Below are 17,099 nucleotides of genomic sequence, written 5' to 3'. Positions count from 1 at the left end.
GCTACCGTCCCTTTTCCTTCATGGCCGCGAACACCGCCCTCGCCGTATCCGTTTCCAGTGCCGCCTCGACGTCGAGCTCCAGCCGTCGGCGCCAATTCGGATATTCACGGTCAGTTCCAGGCAGGTTGACCGGATCGATCTCACCGGCCAGGTCCTCGATCTGGGCGACCACCAGGCCTGAGGGCGCGGAAGCGAGAAAGCCGTGGATCGCGCCGACGAGTTCCGGCGTCAGCTCCTGAGCCTTCCCTTCGACCGCCGGTTTTTGGCCTGCCTCCTTTTGACCCGCTTCCTTTTGTTGACCCGCTTCTTCTCGGCCGATCGCCTCCAGCAAAGCCTCCTTGTCCTTGGCGCGCTCCGCATCGGCATCGGCATCCACCGTCCGCCCGAGCGACTTGTTGAGCGCGATGTCGGCGCCGTTCCACCAACCGCGCAATGTCGCCAGATCATGCGTGGCGACGCAGGCGAGCGATTGAGCCGGATAGACGTCAGGCTGGCGGAACACGGCGCCGTCGCGTTCGAAGAACAGCACACGGTAGGAATAGAGATCAGCCTCGGCGAGGCGCTGGCGGAAGCCTTCGGGCACCGTGCCCAGATCCTCGCCAACAACGAGGCATTTCGCGCGATCGCTCTCCTCGGCCAACACCCGCAGCATCGCCTCGATCGGGTAGCGCAGATACGCGCCCTCGCTTGCCTTCGCGCCATCGGGAATGACGAAGAGACGCGTCAGCCCCATGACATGGTCGATGCGCAAGGCACCGGCATGACGCATATTGGCGGCGAGCAGCTCACGGTAATGGCTGAAATCGCTGTTCCGCAGAGCGACTGGGTCGAGCGGCGGGATGTGCCACACCTGGCCGTCGGCGGAGAAGGGATCGGGCGGCGCGCCGACCGAGACCCCCTTCAGGAAGGCTTCGGGCGAGGTCCAGACCTCGGCGCCGTCGGGCGCGGCGCCGACGGCCAGATCGCGGCAGAAGCCGATGGCGAGGCCGTTATGGCTGGCGGAGGCGAGCTGCTCCTCAGCAAGAAACTGCAGATAGCTCGCAAACTCGGCCGCGCCGTGCAACTCCTGGCGGAGGTCGGCGGCTTGGTCCCAACCAACGATCGCGGTCGAGCCGGCTCGCTCTTCAAGCGCCTGGAACAGGGCGAACCGGGAAAGCGCCTCCCCGCCCTGCGCCTTGAAGGCCTCGAAGGCTGCCCGACGTGCCGGATAGCCCTGCAGCGCCGCAAAGGCCTCGGCCAGCGCGGCGCGCTTGAGCTTCCACACCGCAGGCCAGTCGATCAGACGCCCCTCGGGCAGCGAGAAGCGACCCGGATCGGCGAGCTCGGGCACCGCATCGAGCGCGATCATGGCAGGATCGAGGAAGCGGCGATCCGAGGGCTGGTAGGGGCTCGCCCGCTCCCGGTTGGAGGGGAACATGGCGTGGAAGGGATTGAGGGCGAGCAGGCTTGCGCCCTTGCCCGCCGCGGCCTTGCCGAGCTGTTCGAGCGTGCGGAAATCGCCAATGCCCTGATCGCCCGCGCGCCGCAGCGTGTAGAGCTGGGCGGAGAGGCCAAAGCGCCGGCCGCCATCGGCCAGCGCAGCCGGGTGATAGGCCCGGCCTGTCGAGGCCGCGGCGGGCGCCAGCTCGCGCAGATGGTCGAGGCTCTCGCGCGCCTGCGCGAGCGTGTGATGCGGGAGACCCATCGCGGTGAGCAGCGCCCGCTTGGTATCGGCCGAAACCAGCGTGTGCTTGCCCGAGACTTCCCACCATTCGGGTGCGATGCCAGCGGCCACGGCCAGGAGATCCAGCACTTCGGGCGGCGCATCGCCGTCGCGGCGCGGAGCACGGCCAGTCTCGGCGATGAAGACGCCTACCGAGCGCGGAGCGACCTCGATAATGTCGAACGCACCATAGAGAGTGGGGAGTGCCAGGGCCAGCGCCTGATATTCATCGCTCGCATGGGCGAGACGCCAGACCTTGCGAGAGGGCAGATCCGGCAGCCGCGCGTAGAAGGGCTCATTGCCGGCGTGGAACCAGATCAGCACTTCGCCGCCATCCGCATCGCTCAAGAGCATGCCGAGCGTGCGCTTGGCAGGATTGCTCCATTCCGAGCCCTGCAGAGGGCGGCCATTGGCACCGACCCAGATCACGTCGGGGCGACCGCTTGGGCCGGTCTGACCGGTAAGGAAGCTGCTGGCCGTGACAACAGGCAGCGACTTGCGCAGACTGGCAAGGCCGCCGACGAAGGCAATCAGCGACTGGTCGGCATCCTCCCAGTCGATCCAGGTGGTGTCGTTGTTCTGTGCATAGGCATTGTTGTTGCCACTCTGGCTGCGGCCAAGCTCGTCGCCCATGCCGATCATCGGCGTGCCGCGCGAGAGCAGGAGCGTGGCCAGCATGGCCCGTACATAGGAGCGGCGCAGCGCCACGATCTCGGGCGCGGTGCTCGGCCCCTCCGCGCCGTTGTTCCAGCTGATCTCGCCGGCATGCCCGTCGCGATTGTTCTCGCCATTGGCATCGTTGTGCTTGGTTGCGAAGCTCACCGTGTCGTCGAGCGTGAAGCCGTCATGGGCAGAGACAAAGTTGACGCTGTCGGTGGGGTGGCGTGTCGCCGCATCGAACAGGTCGGAGGAGCCGGCGAGGCGTGTGGCAAGGGCGCCAATGCCGCCATCGCCGCGCCAGAAGCGCCTGATGTCGTCCCGGTAGCGGTCATTCCACTCGCTCCAGCCTTGCGGGAAGTGGCCGAGCTGGTAGCCGCCGGGGCCGACGTCCCAGGGCTCTGCGATCATCCGTTTGCCGCTCAACAGCGGGTCGGCAGCGATGGCGGCGAACAAGGGCGCCTTGGCATCGAAACCGGCCGGCGTGCGGCCGAGCACCGGAGCCAGGTCGAAGCGGAAGCCGTCGAAGCCACCGGCGCCACCCCAATGGCGCAGGGCATCGAGCACCAGCCCCATGCCCGGCTCTCGGTCGAGCGCCAGCGTGTTGCCGCAGCCGGTAACGTTGGAATAAAAGCGCGGATTATCGGCAAGGCGGTAATAGGAGCGGTTGTCGAGCCCGCGCAGTGAATGGGTGCCGCCGCGCTCGTCGCTCTCCGAGGTGTGGTTGTAGACGACGTCGAGGATCACTTCGAGGCCGGCCTGGTGCAGCGCGTCGATGGTCCTGGCGATTTCCGCCATGCCGCCGGGCACAAGGCGCGGATCGGGCGCCAGGAAGCAGGCGGGGTTGTAGGCCCAGTAATTGCTGAGGCCGAGCGGCTCGAGATGGCGCTCGTCGATCCAGGCCGCCAACGGCATGATCTCCAGCGTCGTGACGCCGAGCGCCAGGAAATGCTTGATGGCGGCGGGGTGGGCGAGCGCTGCGAAAGTGCCACGCAGCTCGGCCGGAATTTCGGGATGCTTCTGGCTGAAGCCCCTCACATGCAGCTCATAGACGATGTGCGTGGAGGGACTCGGTGCTGCCGGCCGGCGGGACGGCCCGACAGGGCGTTCCAGCACCGCCTTCGGCATCAGGGCGGCCGTATCGGTGCCATCAAGGACGAGATCGTCGACACCGGCAGCACCTTTGACCGGCAGGGCCGAGGTCATGCCGGCAGGCAGGACGAGACGAGTGGCGCGCGGGTCGATCAGCAGGCGCGCAGGATTGAAGCGCAGACCCTTCTCCGGCGCCCATGGGCCATAGGCGCGCAAGCCGTAGAGCTGCCCTTCGGCAAGGCCGGGAATGAGGCCGTGATGCACGGGTCCCTCGCGTCCGCCCAGGGCGATTCGAGCCGTCTCTTCGCCGCTGGCATCGAAGAGGAAGACCTCGATGCGCTCGGCATCGGCTGAATAGACGGCAAAATTGACGCCCTCCCCCGTCCAGCTCGCTCCCAGGGGCGCGGCCATGCCCGGATTTGCCGTTAAAACGCTTGCCATGCCATCCATGCCTCGACTGTCGAAATAACGTCGTACTTTCCTGACATTCTGAACGGTCAAAAGGCAAAGACTAGATGCTTCGCGTTTGACAAAAAAAAAATCATGCGCCCCACAAGGAATTGCCGATTTACAGGTTATGGCAGGTGCTTCGCTACCCACATGGCGCTATAGTCATAATCCGATGCAACAAATGGGCATCTGAAGGTAACACATGGCTGGCAAAACAGGGCGCGGCGCAGGGGGCAACGAGGTTCAGTTCACCTATGCGGACCCCACCTTCTCGAAACCGAAGCAGGCGCTCATCAAAGCCATCGAGAAGGTGACCGGCCAGCCGAAGCTCAAGAAACTCTACCTGGAGAACCAGCGCAATCCGGTCGATGGCGAGACCTTTTTTGCTGCCGCTGTGCGCAAGCTCAAGCTCGAGGCGCAGTTCGACCATTCCCAGCTCGCCAAGATCCCGAAGACAGGTCCGTGCGTCATCATCGCCAACCATCCCTATGGCGTGCTCGACGGCGTCACCATCGGCTGGCTGATCGGGCTGGTGCGCCAGGACTATGTCATCCTCACCCATGCCTTGCTGCTGCGCGCGCCCGAGACGCACAAGCATCTCCTGCCGGTGGATTTTTCCGAAACTGAAGAGGCGATGCAGACCAATCTGCGCACGCGCGCCGAGGCCCGCCGGCGGCTCGATGCAGGCGGCTGCGTCATCGTCTTCCCGGCAGGCGCCGTCTCGACCTCGCCCGACAAGCTCGGCCGCCGCCCGGCGATGGACGCGCCCTGGCAACCCTTCACAGTACAGCTCATCCAGCGCTCCGGCGCCGTGGTGGTACCAATCTTCTTCGGCGGCCAGAACAGCCGCCTGTTCCAGATCGCCAGTCACATGAACCAGACGCTGCGCCTGTCGCTGATCTTCAAGGAAGTGCGCGACCGCATCGGCACGGTGCTGCCGATCGCAATCGGCGACCCCATCGACGGCAAGGAATTCGCACATGTCACCGACCGCAAGGCGGCGGCTCTCGACTTGATGGAGAGGACCTACGCCCTCGCCCGCAAACTGCCCGGTGACAAGACCGCCAGGCGCATCTCGGCCGGCAAGATCGAGCCGGTGGTGATTGGCCAGCAAAGGTTGAGTGCGCCGCGAGGGTAAGGGAAGCGTCGGCAAAAAAGTGCTCCTGTCATTCCCGGCACTGCCGAAGGCGGCGGGAAGGGGATCCAGGAGCCGGGGATGACAGACTCTCCTGCCTCGCTGGGATCGGGCCCAAAACCCCCATGTCCTTGAGCAAAATGCGTTCACACCGGAGCGGACCTCCAAATGAACTCTTTGCTGTCCAACGCATTTTGCGATTCTTGGTAATTCCGTGTGAAGATAAGACGCTCTACTCCCGCGCGATCACGCAGGCGCCATAGTCCGGGTCATGGGCGTTGTTGGCAGCGCCGTTTTCGATATGTCGCAGAAGTCTCGCAACGGCCACGATCCCTTCTACGCGTGTCTGCAGCTCCGGTGCCGCGGCGAATGCCTTTTCCCAAGCCTGGAACTGCCCATCGCTCGGCCGGCAGCCGGCGATTTGCAGTTCGGCATCCGCCAGCATGACCTCGGTCTGCTCGCGCGCCAGCCCCTCCGCATTGGGGAGCGCGGCAATACGTTCGCCGAGCGCCTTCAGCTTGACGACAAAGGGACGCTTGGTCCCCTTGAAATTCGGCAGGGCCTCGGTCGTGCGCAGCATCTCGGCCATGGCATCCACACCGACATTGTCGTCGTCTTCCTTCCCCCAGCGATCGACATCGGCGAGGACCAGTTGCGGATTGGCGCTGAAGGAGCGCGCCTCTGCCCAGCTCCTGTACTCGGCCTGCCAGCCGCCCTCCCCGTTCTCGGCATTGGGGTCGCCCGGCGATCCGTCCGAGCCAAGAACGACACCATCGGCGGCTTCCTGCGCCGGCAAACGGCCGAAGATGCGCATGGCGTCATCCGTGCGACCGCCATCGAGATAGGCACGCATCAGCGGACGCACGCCAGTCTCGGCCACGGTCTGTTCCAGGAGATCGATGGTGGCCTGGGCATCATCCTTATCTGCGATGTGCGTACGGATGGCGGCAATGTCGCTCTTCATTTGGCTTTCGGCGGCATCGAGCCGCTTCTCTGCCGCCTCGAAACCATCACAGGCAGCCACGGCCATGACCGAACTGGCGAGATTGGTGGCTTCGTGGCTGCGATTGGTGTTCCAGGCCGTGCGCTCTTGTTCCAGCAGCGCCAAAAGTCCGTCGCCCTTGTCCTTGGCCCCCTGCCGGCACAGACGTTCCGCCACCGCGGAAATCGCCGCCCAGCCACCATCCACCAGCCCGCGCGTCCTGATGCTCTCCTTGAGAATATCGGGCGCGGTCTCGGCGAGCCAACTGTCGATGGCCAGTTCGGCTTGCGGGGCGTTGCGCCAGAGCTGCTTGCCCTCTTCCCGCCAGAGCTTGAGGATGGTGTCCTTGTCGTTTCGGGCGATCAGGCCCTGGAACGCCAATCTGGCGTACTCCGTGAGGGCAAAGTCAGGCTCCGGAGAGACGCCGCCGGCCAGGGCCTTCCTCAGTGCCTCGACATCCGGCTGCTGGCGTAGCTGGGCCGGCACCAGGAAGTTTTCGAGGCGGGTCTGAAGATCATCGTTCTTGCCGGCAGAGGCGAGGAACTGTCGTGCAACCCCCACCCGATCAGCCTCGGGATAGCCCCTGACGATGTCGACAAGATAGCGGCCATGGCTGTCGCCATTGTCCTGCTTGTCCTTCTGCACATCGGTCGCGGCCTCTTTCAGCAGGCAGCGCCAGTCTCGAATGGCGCAGGCGACTTGCGCCTGCCCCGCTGCCGGGGTGATGTGGGCAGCCCCGAGAACGCAGGCGGCGGCAAATGCCGGGGCGGAAACCGACTGCAGAAATCGGCGAAAGGAAGCCTGCGCAGGCATGACATGCCCTTGGAAATGGGTACAGGGCCCACGATAGAAGCAAGGCGCCGGATCTGGCAACCGGGTATCGGGGGGCGGGTCTTCAGACCCGCCAGAGATGCGGTAGAAAGAGGCAGGTCTGAAGACCCGCCCCCCGTTTGCCTCAGGTCACGACCGTAGGCTCGGCCATGCCGGTCTTCTCGACGATACCGCTGATCTTGCGCGCGACGGCGATGACATCGGACAGTGCCGCCTGCGTCTCGATATCCTGATGGGCGGTATCGGGCTCATAGCGTTCCAGATAGACGCGCAACGTCGCGCCCTCCGTACCCGTACCGGAGAGGCGGAACACCGCACGAGAGCCTCCCTCGAACAGAATACGCAGCCCCTGGTTCCTGGAATCCGAGCCATCCACCGGATCATGATAGGCAAAATCGTCGGCCGAATGGACCTTGAGCTTGCCGAAGCTTTGTCCGGGCAGGCTGGGGATCTGTGAACGGATCCCTTCCATCACCCCATTGGCGGCCTCGGTCGGCACGGCCTCATAATCGTGGCGCGAATAATAGTTGCGGCCATATTTGGCCCAGTGCTCGCGCACGATATCGATCACCGGCTGGCGGCGCTTGGCGAGCAGGGTCAGCCAGAGCAGCACGGCCCATACGCCGTCCTTCTCGCGGATATGGTTGGAGCCGGTGCCGGCGCTTTCCTCGCCGCAGACGGTGGCAAGGCCGGCATCAAGCAGATTTCCGAAGAACTTCCAGCCGGTCGGCGTCTCGTAGATCTTGATGCCCATGGCCTTGGCAACCTGGTCGGCGGCCAGGCTCGTCGGCATCGAGCGCGCAATGCCGGCAATGCCCTTGGCATAACCGGGGGCAAGATCGGCATGCGCCGCCAGGATGGCGAGGCTATCGGAGGGGGTCACGAAGATGCCGCGGCCGATGATCAGATTGCGATCGCCGTCGCCGTCGGAGGCAGCGCCGAAATCCGGAGCGTCGGGCCCCATCATCAGATCGTAGAGTTCCTTGGCGTTGACGGGATTGGGGTCGGGATGGTGGCCGCCGAAATCCGGAAGTGGCGTATCGTTCACCACAGTGCCGGGCGCGGCGCCGAGCAGGCCCTCGATGATGCGCTTGGCATAGGGGCCGGTGATTGCGGACATTGCGTCGAAGCGCATCGTGAAGCCGCTCTTGAACAGGGCGCTCAGGGCGTCGAAGTCGAACAGCTTCTGCATCAGCTCGGCATAGTCGGAGACGGGGTCGACCACCTCGACCACGGTGTCGCCGATCTTCGCCTCGCCGAGCTGGTCGATGTCGACATCCGGCACATCGGTGATCTTGTATTCGCTGATCGTCTTGGTGCGGGCGAAGATCGCATCGGTGATCTTCTCCGGCGCGGGACCGCCATTCCCGATATTGTACTTGATGCCGAAATCGCCATCGGGACCGCCGGGATTGTGCGAAGCCGAGAGCACGATGCCGCCGAAGGCGCCATATTTGCGGATAACAGCGGAGACGGCCGGGGTGGACATCAGGCCCCCCTGCCCCACCTTGATGCGGCCAAAGCCGGCGGCGGCTGCCATCTTCAGGATCTTCTGCACGACTTCACGATTATAGAAGCGGCCATCGCCGCCCACGATCAATGTTTTGCCGGCAAAGCCTTCGAGCGTGTCGAAGATCGACTGCACGAAGTTCTCGACATAATGGGGCTGCTGGTAAACCGGCACTTTCTTGCGCAGGCCGGATGTGCCGGGCTTCTGGCCATCGATGGGCGTGGTGGGAACAGTACGGATCATGTCAAGGTTCCGATTGGTCGATAGTGGGTGAACGGTGCGAACAGTGTTACTTCAACAAGTCCAATGTTACTTCAACAAGTCCTTGTAGAGCTTGGCATAGGCACTGGCACGGGAAGTCCAGGACAGATCCAGCCCCATGCCGCGCTTCTGCATGGCCTGCCAGGCTGTCTTGTCGCGATAGAGAGCGATGGCGCGGGAGATGCCCTCCTGCAGCATGGCGCCGGTGATGGGCTGGAACTGCACGCCCGTGGCCGCTTTCAGCGTGAGCGCTGCATCGTTGGCGTCCACGATGGTATCGGACAGGCCTCCCACGCGCGCCACCACCGGTATGCAGCCATAGCGCAGAGCGTAAAGCTGGGTGAGGCCGCAGGGCTCGAAACGCGAGGGCACCAGGGTCATGTCGCCACCACCAAACATCAGGTGCGACAGGGCCTCATCGAAGCCGAAAACGGCGCCCACGCGGCCCGAATATTGATAAGTCGCCTGGCGGAAGACGCCTTCCAGTTCCTTGTCGCCCGAACCGAGCAGCGCCAACCGCGCGCCATGCGCCACCAGATAGGGCACGGTCTCGGCCAGGATGTCGATTCCCTTCTGCCAGGTCAGGCGGCTGACGAGGCAGAACAGGGGCGAGTTGTCGTGATCGAGGCCTAAGCGCTTTTCCAAAGCCTCGCGATTGCCAGCGCGCTTGGCGAGCGACTTGGCATCGTAGTTAGCCGCGAGCCTGGTATCGGTCGCCGGATTCCATTCATTATCGTCGATGCCGTTTACAATGCCGGACAGCACATCGGAACGCCCGGCGAGCAGCCCCTCCAGGCCCATCCCGGCCTCGGCCGTCTGGATTTCGATGGCGTAGCGGGGCGAGACGGTGGTGATGCGGTCGGCGAAATGCAGCCCGGCCTTCAGGAAGCCGATCATGCCGTAATATTCCACGCCATCGACCGAGAAGGAGCGCTGCGGCAAGGCGAGGCTGCCGAGGATCGAACGTGGGAACTGGCCCTGGAAGGCCAGGTTGTGCACGGTGATCACCGATTTTGGGCGGGGGCCGTCGGTGTAATTGAGATAGGCAAGGGTAAGCGCTGCCTGCCAGTCATGGACATGCACGATGTCGGGGTGGTAGTCGGCCACCAATCCATGGCAGATCTCGGCCGCCGCGCTGGAAAGCGCGCCATAGCGCTGGGGATTGTCGAGCCAGTCGCGTCCATCTTTGTCCGTATAGGGATTGCCGGGCCGGTTGAAGAGATGCGGCGCGTCGACGACAAAAAGGTTCAGGCCTTTCGCCACGCCGCGCTTGATGGTGGTGCGCCCGCCAAAAAAGCTCGGAAGCTTGGCGACCGTCTCCCACTTTTCATTGGCGGCCAGCACCGCCGGATAGCCCGGGATGACCGTCGTCACCGCAACATCGTAGCGCTGCAAGGCGCCGGGCAGCGCGCCGACGACGTCGGCAAGCCCCCCGGTCTTGATCAGTGGATGAATTTCGGAGGCAACGGCGAGGACTTTGATCATCGGTATTTCCGCATTTCGACAGAAGGATCGGGAGAGGCCGTGCTCCACGAGGCACCGATTTTGCCATGCCCCGGGCTCAGTTTGGCTCCGTGGACAAACGGCACACCCGCGATCCGGCTACCTCCGCTCAGAGCTTCAGCTTGTCGATCATCGGCTGGGTAATCAGGCAGATGCCCTTGTCGGTGCGCCGGAAGCGCTGGGCATCGAGCACCGGATCCTCGCCCACCACCAGCCCTTCGGGGATCTCGACGCCACGGTCGATCACCACGTTCTTCAGGCGCGCCGATCGGCCGATCTCGACATAGGGCAGGATGACGGCGTTCTCGACCGAGGAATAGGAGTTCACACGCACGCCCGTATAAAGCAGCGAGCGCTTGGCGGTGGCGCCGGAGACCACGCAGCCGCCCGAGACCAGAGACGAGATCGCCATGCCGCGCCGACCTTCCGTGTCATGCACGAACTTAGCCGGCGGCGTAATTTCGGCGAAGGTCCAGATCGGCCATTCCTGGTCATAGAGGTCGAGCGCAGGCACCACGTCGGTGAGATCGATATTGGCTTCCCAATAGGCGTCCACCGTGCCGACATCGCGCCAATAGGCTTCCTTCTCGTGCTCCGACCTTACGCAGCTGGTCGGGAAGCGATGCGCGACAGCCTTGCCGTTCTTGACGATGTTCGGGATGATGTCCTTGCCGAAGTCGCGGCTGGAATTGGGATCGTTGGCGTCCCGGAGCAGTTCCTCCTTGAGGAACTTCAGCGTGAACACATAGATGCCCATCGAGGCGAGCGCCATGTCGGGTTGGGTGGGGATGCCGGGCGGATCCTTGGGCTTCTCGACGAAGGCGACGATACGGTCCTTCTCGTCGACATGCATGACGCCGAAGCCCGTGGCCTCCATGCGCGGCACTTCGAGACAACCGATGGTGACATCGGCTTTGTGCTCCACATGCTGCTGGAGCATCAGTTCATAGTCCATCTTGTAGATATGGTCGCCGGCAAGGATGACCATGTATTCGACACCGGTGCCGTCGATGATGTCGAGGTTCTGATACACCGCGTCCGATGTGCCGCGATACCACATGTCTTCCGAGATACGCTGGCTGGCTGGCAGGATGTCGAAGCTCTCGTTGCGCTCCGGGCGAAGGAAGTTCCAGCCGCGATTGAGATGGCGGATCAGCGAATGCGCCTTGTACTGAGTGGCAACGCCGATGCGGCGGATGCCGGAATTGATCGCATTCGAGAGCGCGAAATCGATGATCCGGCTCTTGCCGCCGAAATAGACCGCGGGCTTGGCCCGCCGGTCGGTCAACTCCATCAATCGGCTGCCGCGCCCGCCGGCCAACACATAGGCCATGGCCGAACGTGCAAGCGGACCACCCGTCGAATGTCTCGGTTCCGTCATCTAAACTCCTCCCATACTGGCTGCGCTGCTGGCGGGCGTACCTTCCCGAGTCCACCCTTATTCGCGACTTCTATGAGTTGGTGCGCAGGGAGGTCGCCCCCAACGCGCCACGTTCTTGCTAGTTCCCCGCCCATTCCAGGAGAATGGCGGTGAGAGGCGGCAAGTTGATCCTGGCCATCGCCGGCTTACCCTTCCAGTTCCCCTCCTGGGCATGGATGCCGCCGAGATTGCCACGATTGAGACCGAAATAGAGTTCGGAATCGCTGTTGAGCAGTTCGCGCCACTGTCCCTTCAGAGGCAACGGCAGAACGTAGTCGTTCCTGGCCACCGGGGTCAGGTTGGCAACCATGACGATGGGGGCGACATCGGACGCATAGCGCGCCCAGGCGAAGACGGAATTGGTGTTGTCGTCCACCACCATCCACTCGAAGCCGTCGCCCTCGCAGTCCCGTTCATGCAGAGCCGGGCGCCCACGGTAGATATGGTTGAGATCGCGCACGAGATCGCTCAGGCCCTTGTGCGGTCCATACTGCATGAGATCCCAGTCGAGCCCGACATTCTCGTTCCACTCGCGGCGCTGGCCGAAATCCTGGCCCATGAACAGGAGCTTCTTGCCGGGATAGGCCCACATCATGGTGTAGTAGGCGCGCAGCGTCGCGAATTTGTCGCCCTCCAGCCCCGACATCTTGTTCACGATCGAATTCTTGCCGTGCACCACCTCGTCATGGGAGAGCGGCAGCACGAAATTCTCGGCAAAGGCGTAGATCAGGCCGAAGGTCAGATCGTCGTGGTGATATTGGCGATAGATCGGCTCACGCTCCATGTAATCGAGCGTGTCATGCATGAAGCCCATGTTCCACTTGAAGCCGAAGCCCAGGCCGCCATCATAGACTGGCTTGGACACACCCGGCCAGGCCGTGGATTCCTCGGCGATCGTCATCACGCCAGGATGGGCGGCATAAACTTCCTTGTTCATGCGCTGCAGGAAGGCGATGGCGTCGAGGTTCTCGCGCCCGCCGTGAATGTTGGGGATCCATTCACCCGCCTTGCGCGAATAGTCGAGGTAGAGCATCGAGGCGACGGCATCGACGCGCAGCCCGTCGATATGAAAGCGCTCCAGCCAGAACAGAGCGTTGGCGATCAGGAAATTCGCGACCTCGCGGCGGCCGAAATCATAGATCGCCGTGTTCCAGTCGGGATGGAAGCCCCGGCGCGGATCGGGGTGTTCGTAGAGCGCCCCACCGTCGAACCAGGCGAGGCCATGCGAGTCGGTGGGGAAATGCGCCGGCACCCAGTCGAGGATGACGCCGATGCCGGCCTCATGCGCCTTGTTGACGAAGCGCGCAAAACCCTCGGGCGAGCCGAAGCGGCTGGTGGGCGCGAACAAGCCCGTCGGCTGGTAGCCCCAGGAGGCGTCGAGCGGATGCTCGCTCACCGGCAGCAGTTCGATATGGGTGTAGCCCATATGGGCCACGTAGGTGACGAGCTGGTCGGCGAACTCGTCATAGCTGAGAAAGCGCTGGTGATCCCCGCGCTTCCAGGAGCCCAGATGCACCTCATAGGTCGACATCGGCGCCATGCGGGCATCGCGCCGGGCACGATCCTCGATCCATTGCTGGTCCGTCCACGCAAAGGGCTCGGCCGAGAGGACGCGCGAGGCGGTACCGGGCCGCAGTTCCGTCGCGAAGGCGAATGGATCGCTCTTCAGGGGCAACAGGGCGCCATTGGGGCCGATGATCTCATATTTGTAATAGGCGCCGGGATGCACGCCGGGCAGGAAGATCTCCCAGACGCCGGTGTCGATGCGCTTTCGCATCGGGTGGCGGCGACCGTCCCAATTGTTGAAGTCGCCGACGATGGAAACCCGCCGGGCATGGGGCGCCCAAACGGCGAAATGTACGCCGTCCACGCCCTCGTGATGAACAGGCCGCGCACCGAGCTTATCCCACAGCCTGAGATGCGTGCCCTCGACATAGAGGTAATCGTCCATCTGGCCGAGAAGGGGCCCGAAGCGATAGGGATCCTCGACATCCCATTCCCCGCCCGCATTCGCCGCGTGGAGATGATAGGCGCGGCCTGCACCCGCAGCGAGGCCTTCGAAGACGCCGTCATCATGACGCCGCCGCAAGGCCACCGGCTCCTTGAGTTCGGGTGAAACCACGAGGACGCTTTCGGCATTGGGGACGAAGGCGCGGATTACCAGGCCGTCCGGCGTGTCATGCGGGCCAAGGACAGCGAAGGGATCGTGATGACGCCCGGCCGCAAGCGCCGCGATCTCCACCTCTGGCAAACGCCAGGCTTCTGCCTTCCCGGCAACAGCCTTCTTCGCCAGGGGGGCCGGCTTTTCCACCTTGGACGGTGAAGCGCTCGTCTTGGTATTCTTTGCCACGCCGCTACCACCTCTCGCCTTGACGGCTGACGCCGTTCTTACCGAAGGCCAGACATTCTGTGCCGAGCCCCTTGGGGGACAAGCTAGGGGTTTTGCCGGATCGGTCAACGATTAAACGCAGGCAAGGAAAATACAGTTAAGTTGGAAGTATGGTTATCCGGCGGAAGGGCTGCTCGGCAGCTAAACATGCAACGTTGCGGAAGATAACCCAAGCTCTGGGATAGATATTCCTAGCGTCCGTCCAGTTGGAACCACCGTCACCAGCGTCATCGCGGGATGGCGGTGTCACCGATTGGCCCCACCATCCTCGTCTCCGGCACCGCCGCAGCCCTCATGGCGCGGCGGCGAAAGGTCCGGAGGGCCGCCGCCATTGTCGCCCGCATAGCCGCCTTCCTTACGGAAGGCAGGTGTATGGATCAGAGGCTGTGCGGCTGCTTGGGACGCTAGTTGGTAAAGGGCGAAGTATCAAAAGAAAGGCCTCTTCCCGGGTGGGAAGAGGCCCTGGATTGTTCGCAGGTCGTGCCCTGTTTACTCGACCGGAACGGTCGGCACGCCCCAGATCTCGTCCGCATATTCGCGGATGGTGCGGTCGGAGGAGAACCAGCCCATGCGCGCCACGTTGAAGATGGCCTTCTCACGCCAGGCCGCCTTGTCGGCCCAGAGGGCGTCGACATTACGCTGCATGGCGCCGTAGGCGTCAAAATCGTCGGTGACGAAGAACCAGTCGCTGGAGCGCAGCGACTGCACGGTACCGCGATGGCGCTCGCGGTCGGTCGGCGAGAAGACGCCCGATTCAACTGCGTCCAGCACTTCATGCAAGACCGGCGAGGCACCGATGTTGTCGGAAGGATTGCGACCGGCGCGCTTGCGATCCTCAACTTCATTGGCCCTGAGGCCGAAGATGAAGATGTTGTCGTCGCCGACATGTTCCTTCATCTCGACATTGGCGCCGTCGAGCGTACCGATGGTGAGCGCGCCGTTGAGACCGAACTTCATGTTGCCGGTACCGGAGGCCTCCAGGCCCGCCGTCGAGATCTGCTCGGAGAGGTCGGCGGCCGGGATGATCACCTCTGCGAGGCTGACATTGTAATTCGGCATGAACACGACCTTGAGCAGGTTGCGCACGGCCGGATCCGAGTTCACCACCTTCGCCACATCGTTGATCAGCTTGATGATGTATTTGGCACTGGTGTAGCTCGCCGCTGCTTTGCCGGCAAAGATCTTCACGCGCGGCGCCCAGTCGCGCTCGGGATGGGCGCGGATGGCGTTGTAGAGCGCGACCGTCTCGAGGATGTTGAGAAGCTGGCGCTTATATTCGTGGATGCGCTTGATGTGCACATCGAACATTGCCGACGGGTCGACCCTGAGGCCGACGGTCTGCTGGATCACCTTGGCGAGGCGCGCCTTGTTGGCGTGCTTGACGGCAGCGAAATGCTCCTGGAACGAGGAGTCCTTTGCGAAGGGATTCAGCGCCTTCAGCTTCTCGGCATCGTCGAGGTAGGCATCGCCGATCGTCTCCCGCAGCAGCGTGGTGAGCCCGGGATTTGCCGTCATCAGCCAGCGACGAGGCGTGATGCCGTTGGTCTTGTTGGTGATGCGGCCCGGGAACAGCGCATTGAGATCGCGGAACACGGTTTCCTTCATCAGGTCCGAATGCAGGGCCGAGACGCCGTTCACCTTGTGCGAGCCGACAAAGGCGAGGTTGCCCATGCGCACGCGGCGGCCATGCGTCTCGTCGATGATCGAGACGGCGGAGATCATCGCATCCGAAGCACCGCTGGCACGGGCCTCGGTCAGCACGCGGGCATTGATGGCATAGATGATCTGCATGTGGCGCGGCAGCAGACGCTCGATCAGCGGCACCGGCCAGGTTTCGAGCGCTTCGGGGAGCAGCGTATGGTTGGTGTAGGAGATCGTCTCGCGCGTGATGGCGAAAGCATCCGCCCAGCTCAGCGAATGGATGTCGATGAGGATCCGCATCATTTCGGCCACGGCAATGGCCGGATGCGTGTCGTTGAGCTGGATCGCCGCCTTTTTCGGCAGCGTCTTGATGTCGCGATGCTGCTGGAGGTGACGGCGGACGATGTCCTGCAGCGAGGAGGAGGTGAAGAAATACTCCTGCCGCAGGCGCAGTTCCTGGCCGGCCGGAGTCGAGTCCGCCGGGTAGAGCACGCGCGAAATCGACTCCACCTTGGTGCGGTCGGCAAGGGCGCCGATATGGTCGCCGGCATTGAAGGCATCGAGCGAAATCGGGTCGAGCGAACGGGCCGACCACAGGCGCAGCGTGTTGACGCGGTTGCCGCGCCAGCCCACCGCCGGGGTGTCGTGGGCAACGGCGAGGATGGTTTCCGCCGGCTTCCAGGTGTGCACCGCCGAACCGTCCCAGCCGTCGCTCGCCTCGACGGCACCGCCGAAGCCGACCTCATAGGCGACTTCGCGGCGCGGGAACTCCCAGGGATTGCCGTTCTGCAGCCAGTTCTCAGGCGATTCCGTCTGCCACCCGTCGACGATGTTCTGGCGGAACAGACCGTTCTCGTAGCGGATGCCGTAGCCATAGGCGGCCACGCCGACGGTGGCCATGCTCTCCATGAAGCAGGCGGCAAGACGGCCAAGGCCGCCATTGCCCAGCGCCGCATCGGGCTCCATCTCGGCGATCATGTCGAGATCGACGCCGACGGAGGCGAGCGCCTCGCGGGCCGTGTTCAGGAGGCTGAGATTGTTGAGGCCGTCCTTGAGCAGGCGGCCGATGAGGAATTCCAGCGAGAGGTAGTACACACGCTTGCCGCCCATGCGGTAGACGCCGCGAGTGGTCGCCATCCAGCGGTCGACGATCTGGTCGCGTAGCGCCAGGCTCACGGCGCGCAGCCAGTCATGGTCGCGCGCGACGATCGGATCCTTGCCGACGGCGTAGGTGAGTTTTGCCAGAATAAGGTCCCGGAAGGCGCGAGCGTCTCCCGTTGCCTCCGGGAGCTTCGCCGTATCGTCCGCTACCGCAAGGGCTGCTTCAGCCGAATAGAGCTTATTCTGCAACGGTGACTTCATGGGCCAAGTCTCGATGATTGATATTCAGACCGTGCTCCTTAACCCAACTCCCCCTCACATGCGAGTGCTCAGGGCACATAATTTACTAGTTAAAATGCATCGAATGGAATTTGCCTTATTATGAGGCAACACTGTAGCGGATCGCCCTCGAAGCAGTCACTTTG

Annotated in this window: 8 protein-coding genes; 1 reads left to right on the top strand and 7 read right to left on the bottom strand. The window is 63.5% G+C overall.

Translation table 11 applies throughout. The features are described from left to right. Window position 1 precedes the first annotated feature (1 nt). A complete protein-coding gene (glgX, locus tag ACMDCR_RS12055) occupies window positions 2–3,862 on the bottom strand; it encodes a glycogen debranching protein GlgX (protein WP_413992753.1) in 3,861 nt (1,286 codons plus the stop codon). A gap of 241 nt (window positions 3,863–4,103) precedes the next feature. On the opposite strand from glgX, the gene ACMDCR_RS12050 reads away from it, so the two are divergent. Then, a complete protein-coding gene (locus ACMDCR_RS12050; RefSeq protein ID WP_413992752.1) occupies window positions 4,104–5,039 on the top strand; it encodes a lysophospholipid acyltransferase family protein in 936 nt (311 codons plus the stop codon). A gap of 229 nt (window positions 5,040–5,268) precedes the next feature. Here ACMDCR_RS12050 and ACMDCR_RS12045 read toward each other — a convergent pair whose 3' ends face one another. The 6 genes from ACMDCR_RS12045 to ACMDCR_RS12020 all read right to left on the bottom strand — a co-directional run bounded on the left by ACMDCR_RS12045 (window position 5,269) and on the right by ACMDCR_RS12020 (window position 16,935). Next, complete coding sequence (locus ACMDCR_RS12045) at window positions 5,269–6,831, bottom strand: hypothetical protein (protein ID WP_413992751.1); 1,563 nt, start codon at window positions 6,829–6,831, stop codon at window positions 5,269–5,271. 142 nt (window positions 6,832–6,973) lie between these two features. After that, the gene (locus ACMDCR_RS12040; protein ID WP_413992750.1) at window positions 6,974–8,602 is read right to left on the bottom strand and encodes an alpha-D-glucose phosphate-specific phosphoglucomutase; all 1,629 of its coding nucleotides are present in this window, start codon (window positions 8,600–8,602) and stop codon (window positions 6,974–6,976) included. A gap of 66 nt (window positions 8,603–8,668) precedes the next feature. Then, window positions 8,669–10,111 carry a glycogen synthase GlgA gene (glgA, locus tag ACMDCR_RS12035; RefSeq protein ID WP_413993598.1) on the bottom strand — a complete coding sequence of 481 codons (1,443 nt, stop codon included), beginning with the start codon at window positions 10,109–10,111 and terminating at the stop codon, window positions 8,669–8,671. Between the two features lie 121 nt (window positions 10,112–10,232). After that, window positions 10,233–11,504 (bottom strand): glucose-1-phosphate adenylyltransferase, encoded by a 1,272-nt coding sequence (glgC, locus tag ACMDCR_RS12030; RefSeq protein ID WP_413992749.1) that lies wholly within the window; start codon window positions 11,502–11,504, stop codon window positions 10,233–10,235. A gap of 118 nt (window positions 11,505–11,622) precedes the next feature. Further along, window positions 11,623–13,854 carry a 1,4-alpha-glucan branching protein GlgB gene (gene glgB / locus ACMDCR_RS12025; protein ID WP_413993597.1) on the bottom strand — a complete coding sequence of 744 codons (2,232 nt, stop codon included), beginning with the start codon at window positions 13,852–13,854 and terminating at the stop codon, window positions 11,623–11,625. A 567-nt stretch (window positions 13,855–14,421) separates the two neighbouring features. Continuing rightward, window positions 14,422–16,935: a glycogen/starch/alpha-glucan phosphorylase gene (locus ACMDCR_RS12020; RefSeq protein WP_413992748.1), complete on the bottom strand. Its 2,514-nt coding sequence runs from the start codon at window positions 16,933–16,935 to the stop codon at window positions 14,422–14,424. Window positions 16,936–17,099 lie beyond the last annotated feature (164 nt).

Source organism: Labrys okinawensis (assembly GCF_047345005.1).
GTDB lineage: Bacteria > Pseudomonadota > Alphaproteobacteria > Rhizobiales > Labraceae > Labrys > Labrys okinawensis.
Note: the sequence above shows the minus strand (reverse complement) of the source record. Positions and strands in the feature narration are given on the sequence as shown.

Bases quoted from the DNA above. Each gene is read 5' to 3' on its own strand.
- glgX (WP_413992753.1), bottom strand. From the start codon at position 3,862: ATGGCCGCGCCCCTGGGAGCGAGCTGGACGGGGGAGGGCGTCAATTTT.
- ACMDCR_RS12050 (WP_413992752.1), top strand. From the start codon at position 4,104: ATGGCTGGCAAAACAGGGCGCGGCGCAGGGGGCAACGAGGTTCAGTTC.
- ACMDCR_RS12045 (WP_413992751.1), bottom strand. From the start codon at position 6,831: ATGCCTGCGCAGGCTTCCTTTCGCCGATTTCTGCAGTCGGTTTCCGCC.
- ACMDCR_RS12040 (WP_413992750.1), bottom strand. From the start codon at position 8,602: ATGATCCGTACTGTTCCCACCACGCCCATCGATGGCCAGAAGCCCGGC.
- glgC (WP_413992749.1), bottom strand. From the start codon at position 11,504: ATGACGGAACCGAGACATTCGACGGGTGGTCCGCTTGCACGTTCGGCC.
- ACMDCR_RS12020 (WP_413992748.1), bottom strand. From the start codon at position 16,935: ATGAAGTCACCGTTGCAGAATAAGCTCTATTCGGCTGAAGCAGCCCTT.